General features: G+C 72.6%; 10 protein-coding genes. 7 read left to right on the forward strand and 3 right to left on the reverse strand.

What is annotated here, in order from left to right; genetic code table 11:
* Window positions 1–227: 227 nt before the first annotated feature.
* Complete coding sequence (locus OG245_RS24965) at window positions 228–1,814, forward strand: S8 family serine peptidase (protein WP_371625677.1); 1,587 nt, start codon at window positions 228–230, stop codon at window positions 1,812–1,814.
* A gap of 126 nt (window positions 1,815–1,940) precedes the next feature.
* Here the strand turns inward: OG245_RS24965 and OG245_RS24970 are convergent, their stop codons facing one another.
* Window positions 1,941–3,350, reverse strand: coding sequence for a glycoside hydrolase family 18 protein (locus OG245_RS24970; protein ID WP_371625678.1), 1,410 nt, complete (start codon window positions 3,348–3,350; stop codon window positions 1,941–1,943).
* A 393-nt stretch (window positions 3,351–3,743) separates the two neighbouring features.
* Between OG245_RS24970 and OG245_RS24975 the strand changes: the two genes are divergently transcribed.
* From OG245_RS24975 to OG245_RS24995, 5 genes are all read left to right on the forward strand, one after another.
* The gene (locus tag OG245_RS24975) at window positions 3,744–4,496 is read left to right on the forward strand and encodes a GntR family transcriptional regulator (protein WP_371625679.1); all 753 of its coding nucleotides are present in this window, start codon (window positions 3,744–3,746) and stop codon (window positions 4,494–4,496) included.
* Window positions 4,497–4,744: 248 nt separating this feature from the next.
* A complete protein-coding gene (locus OG245_RS24980) occupies window positions 4,745–4,945 on the forward strand; it encodes a hypothetical protein (protein ID WP_047178584.1) in 201 nt (66 codons plus the stop codon).
* A 271-nt stretch (window positions 4,946–5,216) separates the two neighbouring features.
* Window positions 5,217–5,621, forward strand: coding sequence for an NUDIX domain-containing protein (locus OG245_RS24985; protein ID WP_371625680.1), 405 nt, complete (start codon window positions 5,217–5,219; stop codon window positions 5,619–5,621).
* 193 nt (window positions 5,622–5,814) lie between these two features.
* Complete coding sequence (locus OG245_RS24990) at window positions 5,815–6,258, forward strand: ATP-binding protein (RefSeq protein ID WP_371625681.1); 444 nt, start codon at window positions 5,815–5,817, stop codon at window positions 6,256–6,258.
* Window positions 6,259–6,481: 223 nt separating this feature from the next.
* Window positions 6,482–9,049, forward strand: coding sequence for a SpoIIE family protein phosphatase (locus OG245_RS24995; RefSeq protein WP_371627985.1), 2,568 nt, complete (start codon window positions 6,482–6,484; stop codon window positions 9,047–9,049).
* 94 nt (window positions 9,050–9,143) lie between these two features.
* Here the strand turns inward: OG245_RS24995 and OG245_RS25000 are convergent, their stop codons facing one another.
* Window positions 9,144–9,857 carry a PspA/IM30 family protein gene (locus OG245_RS25000; RefSeq protein WP_371625682.1) on the reverse strand — a complete coding sequence of 238 codons (714 nt, stop codon included), beginning with the start codon at window positions 9,855–9,857 and terminating at the stop codon, window positions 9,144–9,146.
* Between the two features lie 63 nt (window positions 9,858–9,920).
* Entirely contained in the window at window positions 9,921–12,002 is a 2,082-nt protein-coding gene (locus tag OG245_RS25005; RefSeq protein WP_371625683.1) for a TPM domain-containing protein, read from the reverse strand.
* A 350-nt stretch (window positions 12,003–12,352) separates the two neighbouring features.
* On the opposite strand from OG245_RS25005, the gene OG245_RS25010 reads away from it, so the two are divergent.
* Complete coding sequence (locus OG245_RS25010; RefSeq protein ID WP_371625684.1) at window positions 12,353–13,951, forward strand: glycosyltransferase; 1,599 nt, start codon at window positions 12,353–12,355, stop codon at window positions 13,949–13,951.
* Window positions 13,952–13,959: the final 8 nt, after the last annotated feature.

The following is a 13,959-nucleotide window of genomic DNA, read 5'->3' on the forward strand; positions in this document are numbered from 1 at the left end:
CAGGCGTATGGCAGGTGAATGGCGCACGTATGGCGCACCCCAAGGCACCCTTGTGGGTTCGCCATGGATCGGTCAATCTTTCGCTGGCAGCAGGGCGTGCCGTTCACCGGACGACGCAGAGAACGGGGCGTTCCGATGGCTGATTTGTCATGCCCCTGTCGGGAGTCGGTCGCCCGGCTCCGGCACCACCCCCCACCAGAGCACCGCCGATGAGGAGGACCCCTCAGATGTCAGTGACGCGTCACACCCCCCAGGCCCGTCGAAGACTCGCCGCGGCGACCGTCATAGCCACCGCAGCCGCCGTCGCACTCGCCACCGCCTCGCTTCCGGCGACCGCGGCCGAGCGCGCCCCCGAAGGCGTGATTCTGAACGCGGGCGCCCCGGGCACCATCAGCGACAGCTACATCGTGACGCTGAGGGACTCGGCCGTGAAGTCCGACTCCGCCCAGGGCAAGGCCCTCGCGAAGAAGTACGGCGCGAGCGTCGAACGGACCTACCGCTCGGCCCTCAACGGCTACGCGGTCGAGGCCTCGGCCGCCGAGGCGAAGAAGTTCGCCGCCGACCCGGCCGTCGCGTCCGTCTCGCAGAACCGCACCTTCACGGCTTCCGCCACCCAGAGCAACCCGCCCTCCTGGGGCCTCGACCGGATCGACCAGCGGAACCTGCCGCTGGACCAGCGCTACACCTACCCCGACAAGGCCGGTGAGGGCGTCACCGCCTACATCATCGACACCGGGGTGCGCATCAGCCACAGCGACTTCGGCGGCCGGGCCTTCAACGGCTTCGACGCCGTGGACAACGACAACGTGTCGCAGGACGGCAACGGCCACGGCACGCACGTGGCGGGCACCGTGGCCGGCACCGCGTACGGCGTGGCCAAGAAGGCCAAGATCGTCGGCGTGCGGGTGCTGAACAACAGCGGCTCCGGCACCACCGCGGGAGTCGTGGCCGGCATCGACTGGGTGACGGCCAACGCCGTCAAGCCGGCCGTCGCCAACATGAGCCTCGGCGGCGGCGCGGACTCGGTGCTCGACGCCGCGGTGCGCCGGTCCGTCGCCTCCGGCGTCACCTACGCCGTCGCGGCGGGCAACGAGTCCACCGACGCCTCGACCAAGTCGCCGGCGCGTGTCGCCGAGGCGATCACGGTGGGCTCGACGACCAACACCGACGCCCGCTCCAGCTTCTCCAACTACGGCTCGATCGTGGACATCTTCGCCCCCGGTTCCTCGATCACCTCGTCGTGGCACACCAGCGACAGTGCCACGAACACCATCTCCGGCACGTCGATGGCCAGCCCGCACGTCGCCGGCGCCGCCGCGATCTACCTCGCCGACAACCCGGGCTCCACCCCCGCCCAGATCTCCGCCGCCCTGGTCGCGGCCTCCACTCCCGGGGTCGTCACCAACCCGGGCAGCGGCTCGCCGAACCGGCTGCTGTACGTGGGCCCCGGCGGCACCACCCCGCCGCCCGGCAAGAAGTTCGAGAACACCACCGGGTACGCGATCAACGACAACGCCACCGTCGAGGCGCCGGTCACCGTCACCGGTGTCACCGGTAACGCCCCGGCCGCGCTGAGCGTCCCGGTCAACATCTCGCACACCTACATCGGCGACCTGAGGATCGACCTGGTCGCGCCCGACGGTTCCGTCTACAACCTGAAGGCGTACGGCACCGGCGGCAGCGCCGACAACGTGGTCACCACGTACACCGTCAACGCCTCCTCCGAGGTCGCCAACGGCACCTGGAAGCTCCGGGTCGGCGACAACGCGAGCGCCGACACCGGGCGGATCAACAGCTGGGCGCTCCAGTTCTGAGACACGCCCCGGCGTGCCGGGCCGAATCGCCGAACCCCTGAACACCTGAACCGCTGAGTCCCGGACGTCGGGCCGGGGCGGCCGCGTCACGCGGCCGCCCCGGCCCCTTCGGTGCCGGTGGCGGTGTCAGCGGCGGTTGAGCCCGCGGTCGACCGCGGTGATCAGCTCACCGTTCTCCGTGTCCCCGTCCAGCGACCAGAACATCGCCCCGCCGAGGCCCTTGTCCCGGATGTACGAGGCCTTGGTGCGCAGCACCTGCGGGTCGTCGTACGTCCACAGCGTCGTGCCGTCGAACAGCCACGCGTGGCCGTTCTTCACGTCACGGTGGACCTTGTACGCCCCCGACGCGGCCAGCTTCTTGAGGACCTTGTAGTCCTCGTAGCCCGCCGCCCAGGTGGCCGGAGCCGGGGCCGTGGCCGGCTGGCCCATGCCCGTGCCGCCGCCGCTCACTCCGGTCCAGCCCTGGCCGTAGGTCGGCAGGCCCACCACGATCTTGTGCTTGGGCGCACCGCGGCGCACCCAGTCGCGCACGGTCTGATCGACGCTGAAGTCGTTCTTCGCGTACAGGGCCGACTGCTGCGCCGTCTTCTTCTCGCCGGAGACGTGGTAGTCGTAGCCCTGGATGTTGACGAAGTCGAAGTCCCTCATGAGGCGCTTCACGTCGAAGCCCGCGTCGATCGCCTTCGGGTTGGCCGCCACGTAGGCCGACAGGTCGTAGTGCTTCGGCTTCGGCTTCCCGTGCCCGTGGCCCTTGCCCTTGGCGGCCTTCTCCTTGGCCTTCGCCTGGCTCTTCGCGTAGGCGTCGAGCTGGGTGCGGAACTCGTGGATCAGGGCGGTGAAGTTCTTCTTGTCCTCCGGGCGGTAGACGGTGCCCTCGTTGCCCGGCGAGCCGGGCCACTCCCAGTCGACGTCGATGCCGTCGAAGAGGCCGACCGCCGCGCCCCGGCCGCCGCGGGCCCCGTCCACCGGGAGGTCGCCCTTGATGTACAGGTCGACGCAGGAGGCGACGAGGGCCTTGCGCGAGGCCGCGGTGCGGACCGCGTCGGAGAAGTGGGTGGAGTAGCTCCAGCCGCCCAGCGAGATCATGACCTTGAGGCCGGGGTGCTTGGCCTTCAGCTCGCGCAGCTGGTTGAAGTTGCCCGCGAGCGGCTGGGCGTCGGTGTCGGCGACGCCGTCCACCGATCCCGCCGCGTCGAGCGGACGGCCGTAGTCGGCCCAGGCGTCCGCCTGGCCGGGGATGTTGCCGGTGAAGCACTTGCCCTCGGCGTTGACGTTGCCGAAGGCGTAGTTGATGTGGGTCAGCTTGGCCGCGGCCCCGCTGGTGTCCAGGTCCTTGACCTGGAAGTCGCGTCCGTAGATCCCCCATTGGGTGAAGTAGCCGACGCTCTTGTACGCGGGGCGGTGGTGCCCCTTGTCGCGGTCGCCGCCGTTGCTCCGGTCGTGGTCGGCGCTGGCCGTGGCGGCGGGCGCGATGCCCCCCAGCAGGGCCAGGGCGACGCCGGCGGTGGTCATTCGGGACAGGTTTCTTCGGCGCATGAGGCTCGTTCCTGTGCGTGATCCGGTGCGGAAGGGAAACGGAAGGAAAGCGGAAGGAAGTACGGGAGCCGTGCTGTGCACAGGAAGGTATTGGTCTGGACCAAAAATGGTCAAGAGTCCGGGAGTTGCCGGACTTCGATGGCGGTGCCGTGGCGGTGACGGCGCGGTGCCTGTGCGGCGCTGGCGCGGCGGTGCCGATGCGGCCGTGTCGGCCGGTGTGACGTTGGGCAGAGTCGAGTCGGAGGATGTCCGGGACTGATCTGGCGCACGCGTTCGAGGTATGCGTGCACCGTCACAAGATCATCACATTGAGTGAAACTCTGGCCCATGCTTGCGGTGCACAACCCACGGTTGTCAGGCTGTCGCAGACTGTCAACCTGTTGGGAGTGGCCTGTGACTTTCGGTGAGCAGCCCGCCTATCTGCGCGTGGCGAGCGATCTCAGGGAGAAGATCGTCAACGGCGCGCTGCCGCCCCATACCCGCCTGCCGTCGCAGGCCCGCATCCGGGAGGAGTACGGGGTCTCGGACACCGTCGCCCTGGAGGCGCGCAAGGTCCTGATGGCGGAGGGGCTGGTCGAGGGGCGCTCCGGCTCCGGCACCTATGTGCGCGAGCGTCCCGTGCCGCGCAGGATCGCCCGCTCCGGCAACCGGCCGGACGGGGGGGCCAGTCCGTTCCGGCAGGAGCAGACGGCGGAGGGGGCGCGCGGGACCTGGGAGTCCCGCAGCGAGCAGGAGGGGGCGAACCCCGAGATCGCCGAGCGGCTGGGCATCGAGCCGGGTGACCGCGTGATGCGTACGCACTACGTCTTCCGGGAGGCGGGTGAGCCGACCATGCTCTCCACCTCCTGGGAGCCGCTGGCCGTCACCGGCCGGACGCCGGTGATGCTGCCGGAGGAGGGTCCGTTGGGCGGCTGCGGAGTGGTCGACCGGATGGCCGCGATCGACGTCGTCGTGGACAACGTCGCCGAGGAGGTCGGCGCGCGCCCGGGGCTGGCGGAGGAGCTCCTGGCGCTCGGCGGCGTGCCCGGCCATGTGGTCATCGTCATCGGGCGTACGTACTACGCCTCGGGCCGGGCCGTGGAGACGGCCGACGTGGTGGTGCCGGCGGACCGGTACCGGGTCGCGTACCACCTCCCGGTGAGATGAGGTGAGATGACGCCCCGTCGGTCCGGCTGACGGGGCCGCCCGGCGTCGATGGGGGCCTGTCGGCCGGGGCTGTTGGGTCATGAGGGGGCGCATTCTGCGGATGCGCCCCTTTCGTGATGGCCGGATGTGTATCTCTTTGTGCAAACCCGCCTGCACTGAGTGAAGGTCAGGCGTACGCTCGGGCATATGCGTACTGCGGTTTCCTGGGGATGCTTAGAGACGTGCACGCCGGTGGGAAGAGGGGCGATATGCGGGGGAGCGACACGATGAGCGACAGCGGCGCGGTGCTCCCCTGGCAGGTGATACGGCAGGACGACGGCGGCAATCGCTACCGCGTGGGCAGGTACGCCACGCAGGCCGAGGCGCAGAAGGTCGCCGACGGCCTCGACGACCGCCATCGCCACCAGGTCTACCGGGTGGAGCGCGTGGGGCAGGGCACCAGGCCCTGACGCGCGGACGGCCTGTGGGCCCCGGGAGGCCGTTCCGCCTCCCGGGCCCCATCGGTCCTCCCGGGGCGCCTTCCCGCCCGCGTGCGCCCGTGCGCCCTCGTGGCGCGCACCCGTGCCCGCCTCCCGTTCCCTTCCCTGCCCCTGCCCCGCCTCCACCGTCCGTGTGCCCACCGCCCGCGTCCCCGCGTTCCGTGGGTCGGCGGTCCGGGCGGTAGGGTCCCGCCCGGACCGGGGGTGCGGAAGCCGCCGGAGGTACGGCGAGCGGGGCGGAGTGGTGGCGGTGCTGATCGACACGGTGGCGTGGGTGCGGATCGAGGGCGGCAGGATCCTCTGCGCGCGGCCCCGGGGCAAGGACGTCTTCTACATCCCGGGCGGCAAGCGCGAGGGTGCGGAGACCGATCTGCAGACGCTCCTGCGGGAGGTCGAGGAGGAGCTGACGGTCGGCCTGATCAGGGAGACCGTCGTCCACGCCGGTACGTACGAGGCCCCCGTGGACGACCGGCCCGGCGCCGCCGTCGTACGGATGAGCTGCTACTACGGCGACTACCGCGGCACGCTCGCCGCGAGCAGCGAGATCGAGGAGATGGCGTGGTTCTCCTTCGCCGACCGGGCCCTTGTGCCGCCCGTGGACCAGTTGCTCTTCGACGACCTCAGGGCGGCGGGCGCGCTGGGCTGACCTGCCGTGACCTGCGGCCGTGATCTCCGACTGCGACCTGCGCCCGTCTTCTCCGGCCGTGTCCTCCCGGCGTCGTGCGCGTACGCCCGTCTGCACCAAACGCCAGGTTGCGCGGTAGTGGGCAACAAAACGTGGGTATGGGCTGATTAGTGCCCATTTGCGCAAGAGGTGTGCCCGTGGTCGGCCCTGGGAAGTGATCGGCGTGATCGATACCGAAGGCGACTGCGCCGAGTGGACCTTCCCCGCCGAACCCGGTTCCGTGCGGAGCGCCCGGCACGCCGTCCGGGGCGCGCTGGGCTCCTGGGGCCTCGACGCCGCGGTGGGCGACCTGGCGGTCCTGCTCGTCAGCGAGCTGGTGACCAACTCCCTCCGGTACGCCTCCGGACCCATCGGCGTACGCCTGGTCCAGTCGCACGCGGACGGGGATCTCCCATTCGCCGACCGCCCTCCCGCCGCCCCGGTACTGCTGGTGGAAGTCTCCGATCCGCTTCCGGATCCACCCACCGAACGCAGTGCGGGACCCGAGGACGAGGGTGGCCGGGGGCTCCAGCTCGTGGCCTGTTCCGCACGTCGCTGGGGGACCCGTCGCGGAAAGAGTGGCAAGACGGTGTGGTTCGAGCTGGCTCTCCCTGGTTAGGAGAGTGGAGGGACGCACAGCGATCACCAGAGGTCGGGCAGAACCTGGCTGAAAGGGACTGAGACCTTGCTGTGATCGTGAACGCCGTGTCGGTCGGGGCCGTAGTGCTGAATACTGCGGGCAGGACCGGTCCGGTGTGTGAGCTGGAGGGGACGGTCGCGTGAGCGAAATACCTGGGACAACAGGTGAGGTCGGTGAGGTCGTCGGGACCACGGGCGATGTCGTGTGGCAGAGCAGTCCGCCCGGCTCGATCTATGACTACATCAGGGTCGCCTCCTTCTCGATCGGCCCCGACGGTCTGATCGAGCAGTGGAGCAGCCGGGCCGCCGGTCTGTTCGGCATGTCCTCGACCGAGGCGATAGGCCGCGACCCGGTGGAGGCCTTCATGCCCGCCGAGCTGCGCTCGGACGGCCACCGACGGGTCGGCGAGATCCTCGACGGCAAGGAGTGGACGGGCCTCGTCCCGTTCCGGATGCCGGGCGAGGGCGGGGCGCACGGCGTCGCCGAGGTCTATGTGATGCCGAGTCTGACGGGCCGGGGCGAGCGGGCCGCGCTCTGTATCGTCGTGGACGTCCGGGCCCTGCGGCGGATCGAGACGGACCTCGCCGCCTCGCAGGCCATATTCGGCCAATCTCCTTTCGGCTTCGTGCTGTTCGGCACGGACTTCGCCGTCGTCCGGGCCAACCAGCGCTTCGCCACGGTCTTCGGCGGCGCGGCCGACGACCACCGGGGCCGCACGGTGGAGGACTATCTGCCGCGCGCCGAGGCCGACCGGCTGTCCGCCACCCTGAAACGGGTCCTGGAGACCGGGGAGTCGGTCACCGACCTCCAGCTCGTCGGCCCCGCCCCGGGCGGCACCCAGCGCCGCCACTGGTCCATGAACCTCTACCGGGTGCACAGCGGGGCCGGCCGCCCCGTCGGCGTCGCCGGCCTCGCCACCGACGTCACCCGCCGGCACATCGCCGCCCGCGAGGCGGCCAGCGCCCGCCGCAACCTCGCCCTCCTCAACGAGGCCAGCGCCCGCATCGGCAATTCCCTGGACCTGGAGACCACCGCCCGCGAACTCCTCGACGTGGCGGTCCCCGGCTTCTGCGACCTCGCCACCGTCGACCTCTACCAGGGGCTGCTCACCGGCGAGGAGGCCGCTCCCGGCAGTTGGGCGCCCGCCCACCGTGACGCCGCCGGAGGCTCGGCGGAGCTGCGCCGGGTGGCCCATGCCAGCGCGGTCGCCGACGCCCTGCCCACCGCCGCGGCGGGCAGCGGGCCTCCGGGCCCGGACGGCCTGCCGCCCGCGCTCGGCTCCGTCCACCGCTTCCCGTTCGGCTCGCCCTGCGCCACGGCGCTGCGCTCCGGCCGGGTCGAGGACGTCCCCGGCGACGAGATGGGCTTCGTGCAGTCGACGCTCGCCGTGCCGATGGTCGCGCACGACACGGTCGTCGGCCTCGTCCAGTTCTCCCGTACGAAGGGCAGCGAGCCGTTCGGCGAGCGCGACCGGGCCCTGGCCACCGAGCTGGCCGCCCGCGCCGCCGTCTGCATCGACAACGCCCGCCTCTACCGCCGCGAGCACGAACGCGCCCTGATCCTCCAGCGCAGCCTCCTGCCCCCCGGTGACCCCGAGGCCGCCGGACTCGACATCGCCTGCCGCTATCTGCCGGGCAACACCGCCACCGAGGTCGGCGGCGACTGGTTCGACGTGATCGAGCTGCCCGGTCACCGCACCGCCCTCGTCGTCGGCGACGTCATGGGCCGCGGCCTGCGCGCCGCCGTCGCCATGGGCGAACTGCGCACCGCCGTGCGGACCCTGGCCCTCCTCGACCTGGAGCCCGCCGAAGTGCTCTCCGCCCTCGACGAGGTCGCCCGCGGCCTCGGCTCCCCGGGCGGCGGCGAGCGCAGCGAGGGCCTCGGCGGCAGCGGGGGAGCGCAGTGGCCCTCCCGCGCCGCGCAGAAGTCCCGCGAGGCGGACCTCTCCGAGGTGTATCTCGCGACCTGCGTGTACGCGGTCTACGACCCGGTCACCCGGCGCTGCACGTTCGCCAACGCCGGGCACCTCCCCCCGGCCGTCGTCGAGCCCGGCCGGCCCGCCCGGCTCATCGACGTACCGCCGGGCATGCCGCTGGGCGTCGGCGGCGAGCCGTTCGAGGAGGTCGAGGTCGAGCTGTCGGAGAACGCCCTGCTCACCCTCTACACCGACGGCCTCGTGGAGTCCCGCGACCAGCCGCTGGACGAGGGCCTGGACGCCCTGCGGGCCGTTCTCACCGGTCCGCAGATGGAGCTGGAGGACGCCTGCGACCATGTGCTGAGCACCCTCGACACCCGGCACGGCGAGGACGACATCGCCCTGCTGATGGCCCGCATCCAGGGGCTCCCCGAGGAGGCGGTAGGGGACTGGACGCTGCCGCGCGAGCCCCGCTCCGTGGGGCGCGCCCGTGAGCTGGCCCGCTCGCAGCTGGTCGCCTGGGACCTCGACGACCTGGTCGACACCACCGAACTCCTCGTCAGCGAACTGGTCACCAACGCCCTGCGCTACGGCGAGGGCGAGATCCGGCTCCGGCTGCTGCGCGACCGCACCCTGGTCTGCGAGGTGTGGGACGCCGGCCTCGTCCAGCCCCGCCGCCGCCGCGCCCGCGACACCGACGAGGGTGGCCGCGGCCTCCAGCTGGTCGGTCTGCTCAGCACGGCCTGGGGATCGCGCCGCACTCCGCGCGGCAAGACCGTCTGGTTCGAACTGGCCCTGCCGGACGGGGCCCCGGCCGCCGAACTCTCCGTGGAGCAGCTCCTGAGCATGTACTGAGCCCCGCGCCCTCCGTCGGGGCGCCGGCCCCGCCCGGTCCGCCGGGGGCACGCGGGCACTCCCGGCGCACTCCGCGTCACGCGCCCGTCCTCCGTCACGCGCCCGTCTTCAGGGCCGCCAGCCGGGCCTCGACCTCCGCGCTGTCGCCCAGGCCGTCCAGCTCCTCGAACTGGGCGTCCAGCGAGGAGGCCGCCAGCTCCTGCTTGCCCAGCGCCTTCGCCTCCTCGCGCCGCACCTTGTCCTCGAAGCGGCTCAGCTCGCTCGTCGGGTCCAGGACGTCGATGCTCTTCACGGCGTCCATCATCCGGTTCTGCGCCTGCGCGGACTTCGACCGCGCCACCAACTCGTCACGCTTGGCCTTGAGCTGGGAGAGCTTGGCCTTCATCTGGTCGAGCCCCGACTTCAGCTTGTCCACCACCTCGCTCTGCGAGGCGATCGTCGGGCCGGCCGTCCTCGCCTCCTGCTCGGACTGGAGCTGGCGGCCCAGCGCGACCTTCGCCAGGTTGTCGAACTTGTCGGCCTCCGCGACCGACCCGGCCCCGCGCAGCTCGTCGGCCTTCCGGCTGGCGGCCAGCGCCTTGCCGCCCCACTCGGCCGCCGCCTCGACGTCCTCCTTGTGGTCCTGCTCCATCAGCCGGAGGTTGCCGATGGTGGCCGCGACCGCCTGCTCGGCCTCCGCGATGTTGTTCGTGTAGTCCCGGATCAGCTGGTCCAGCATCTTCTGCGGGTCCTCGGCCTGATCGATGAGGGCGTTGATGTTGGCCTTGGCGAGCTGGGTGACGCGGCCGAGGATGGTCTGCTTGCTCATGGGATGACTCCTTGGAAGTCGAGACGGTCGTGCCGGTGTGTCCGTTCCTGCCCTGCCGGTCGTTCAGAAGCGGCCGCCACCGCCCCGGCGGCCCCGGGTGCCGCCCCCTCCGAAGCTGCCCGGCCCGCCGCCGAAGCCGCCGGACCGGCCGCCGCCCCCGAACAGCCCGCCGAGGATGATGCCGCCGAGCACCGCCCCGCCCATGCCCCCGCCCCCGCCCTGCATGGAACCGGGACCCCGCAGGGAACCGGAGCCCCGGACGTCCTGCTCGGCCAGGCTCAGTGCCTGCCCGGCCAGCGCGTCCGCCTGCCGCGCCTCGGCCAGCGCCCCCTGCGCGTCCGTCGCCGACAGCTCCCGGGCCCGCTCCCACCGCCGCTGCGCCTCGGCCAGCCGCGTGCGGGCCTGGCTGCCGACCGCACCCCGGTTGGTCGTGATGAAGTCGGCCGCCGCCCCGATCGCGGACCGGGCGGTGAGCATCGCCTGATCGAGGAGGGAGCGGGCCTTCGCCTCGCCCCGCTCCTGGTCCCGGGCCCCCGCCAGCGCCTCGTCCAGGGCCGCGTCCGCCTCCTCCACCCGGCGCAGCGCGTCGACCGGGTCGTACGGTCCGGCGGCCGTCGCGGCCCGCACATCGCCGAGTACGGCCTCGGCGCGGGCGATCCGGCCGCGCAGATCGGCGGTCGACGCGCCCTCGGCGGTTCCTTCGAGCAGCCCGCCCGCGTCCGCGAGGTCGGTCTCCGTCTCGGTCAGCGCGGCGGGCAGCTTCCGCGCGGCCTCACCCAGCTCCGCCGCCCGCCGGTCCACCGAGTCCAGCAGCGTGCCCGCCTGGCCCACCGCGCCCTCGGCTCCCCGGATGTACACCGCGGCCCGGGAGTTCTCGCCGCCCTCGACCGCCGTACGGGCCTGCTCCACGGCCGAGGCCGCGAAGACGAGCCGGTCCTTCGCCTGCTCGACGTCGGCCGCCACGGGTGCGGCGGTGCCCTCCCCGTACCGCTCGTGCAGCCCGGCGACGCCCGACTCGGCCGCCACGACCCGTCCGGCCAGGCCGCGGTGGGTGGCGTCCACGGTGGCCAGGGCCTGCGGCGCGTTGCGTTCCAGGGCGCGCAGCCGGTCGAAGTCCTCGGAGACGGTGTCCAGGCCCTCGTTCGCGGTCGCGCACCGCCGCAGGATCTCCTCCAGCATCCGGCGGCGGGTCGCGTCGTCCTCCGGGAAGGCGTCGTCGAGCTGCTGGCGCAACCGGAACGACCGCGTCAGCTCGTCCTTCGCCCGCGCGACCGCCTCGGTGAAGGGCTTCGCCGCCTCCTCGCCGAACTGGGCGGTGGCGAAGCCGAGTTCCTCCTCGCTGGTGCGCACCGCGTCGTCGGTGTCCACCAGCACCTGCTTCGCCTGCCCGTCCAGCTCCGGCAGCGGCGTCGGCGGCTCCGGCGCACCACCCGCCCCCGCGCCCCGGCCCCAGCCGGTGGCCGCCGGGGTGGTGCGGGTCGTCGTACGCCGTCTGCGCCGGGCGTACGCGTAGGCGCCGACCGCGCCCGCGCCCACCACGACGGCCACCGGCAGGATGACATCGCGGGCGCCGGTGGAGTCGGAGCCGCCCGTTCCGGGATCGGCGGGCCCCGGCGTGATGGTGGGGGCGGTCACCGGGCGTCCGGCCAGCACGGAGCCGTAGCCGTCGGCCGCGCCGATCGCGGCCCCCGCCCAGTCGTTCTCCCGCAGCGCGGGTTCGATCGCGGTGCCCGCCACCTCCCGCAGCTGCTCGTCGGTGAGCGCGGAGCCGGCGTCGACGGAGTAGGCGTACTGCCGGTCGTGGGTGGCGACGGAGAGCAGCACGTCGTCCTGGCCCAGGCCGTTGCGGTCGGCGGTCTCGTCGCTCCAGGTCTGCCCGGACCGGCCGGAGAAATCGCGTACGTACACCACGAAGAGCTGGACGCGCTCATCGGCGTACAACCGGTCGAGTGCGTCCTCCACCTGCCCCGTCCGGTCGCCCAGCGCCCCTACCCGGTCGGTGATCTGCCCGTCCCGGGACAGCTCGACGGGGTCGTCGGCGCGGGCGGGCGCGGCGGCGGGGAGCACCAGCCAGCACACGGCGGACAGCACGGCGAGCAGACCGGCGAGAGGCCCGGCCAGGAGGGCGCCGGGAAGCCCGGCCACAGGGCCGCCGGGAGATCCGGCCGACCGGCCGGGAAGCCGGGCCCGGCCCGGGAGCCAGGGGCCGCCGGGTGCGGTGTTCCGAGCCCGTGGCGATCGAGGAGATATCACCTTTGTGAGGCTATGCGCGCCTTTTCGCCCTCGCGACCCGGCGTTCTGCCGATCCGCGTCGGCTGTTCGCATGAAAGGGCGCGGGAAAGAGGTTCCCCCGCGCGTGTGCGCGGAGGCGGAGGCCGCCGCCCGTCGTGAGATGGGGCGGACGTGGCGCGTTCCGAGGCCCGGTGCCGGAGGCCGACGGCGCCGCGCCGGTGAGGCCCGGCACCCAGGAGGGGCCCGAAGTCCGGAGGTGGCGTGTGACTGGCCTTCAGTTGTCGGTCGTCGTGCCGTGTTTCGACGAGGCCGAGGTGATCGAGGCCTTCCACGCCGCCCTGGTCGGCGTCCTGGACCCCCTCGGGGACAGCTTCGAGATCTGCTACGTCGACGACGGCAGCCGGGACCGCACCCGCCTCCTGCTCAGCGCCCTCGCCGCGCGCGACCCACGCGTCCACTACACCGCCTTCAGCCGCAACTTCGGCAAGGAGGCCGCCATGCTCGCCGGCCTCCGCATGTCGAGGGGAGCTGCCGTGGTCATCATGGACGCCGACCTCCAGCACCCGCCCGAGCTGATCCCCCGCATGCTGGAACTGCACCGGCACGGCTACGACCAGGTCATCCCGCGCCGCGACCGCGCGGGCGAGGGCATGCTCCGCACCACCCTCAGCCACACCTACTACGCGCTCGTCCGCCGCTGCATGGACGTGGAGCTCATCGACGGGTCGGGGGACTTCCGGCTGCTGTCGAGGCGGGCCGTGGAGAGCGTCCTGTCCCTTCCCGAGAGCAACCGCTTCTCCAAGGGGATCTTCTCCTGGATCGGCTTCGACACGGTCACCTTCCGCTACCGCAACAGCGAGCGGGTGGCGGGCCGGTCGAAATGGGGCAGCAAGCGGCTGCTGAACTACGGCATCGACGGACTGCTCTCCTTCAACAACCGGCCGCTCCGCCTCGCGATCTACACCGGCTTCTGGGTCTTCGTCTCGGCCCTGGTCTACGCCCTGTGGACCGTCGTGGGCGTCGTCCTGCACGGCGCCGACACCCCCGGCTACGCCACCCTCCTCACCGCCGTCGTCGCCCTCAGCGGCATCCAGCTGGTGACGCTCGGGGTCATCGGCGAGTACGTGGGCCGCATCTACCACGAGGCGAAACACCGACCGCCCTACGTCGTGCGGGAGACCGACGCGACCCGGCGGGCACTGCCGGACGGCCCGCCGCCGCGCCCGCAACTCACCGGAGGCCCCGGCGAACGCGCCGCCACGCTTCCCCCGGCCCCCGCGACCGCCACGCTTCCCCCGGCCCCCGCGACCGGAGCGCCCGCCCCGGTCCCTGCGACCGGAGCCCCCGCGACCGACGCCCCCGCCCCGGCCCCCGCCCCGGAGTCCGGCGCCCCCGGCCGGTCCCGTACCGTCCGCCAGTTCGGCAGCTTCCTCCTCATCGGCTGTGTGAACACCGCCGTCTACCTCGGTGTCTACGCCTCGCTGAACCGCTGGATCCCCTACCTGTCGGCCCATGTCATCGGCTTCGCGGTCAGCATCGTGTGCTCGTTCCTGCTCAACTCCTACGTCACCTGCCGGACGCGGCCGACCTGGCACGGGTTCGTCCGCTATCCCCTCTCCAGCCTCGTCAACCTGGTGGCGTCCGGAGCGCTGCTCTACGGGGCGGTGAGCGGCCTCGGGATGGACAAGAACCTCGCCGCGCTGGCGGCGGGCGTCCTCGTCACCCCGGTCTCGTTCCTGCTGGCCCGGTGGGCGATCACCTCGGGCCGGACCAAGGCCGCCGAAGCGGCGCCGCGGGCCGAACCGCCGCCCGGCCGCCCGGCGCCCGAACCGCTGCCCACCCGCTCGTCCCGGGAGGGGTGACGTCCGCG

The organism is Streptomyces sp. NBC_01116, from assembly GCF_041435495.1.
Lineage (GTDB): Bacteria > Actinomycetota > Actinomycetes > Streptomycetales > Streptomycetaceae > Streptomyces.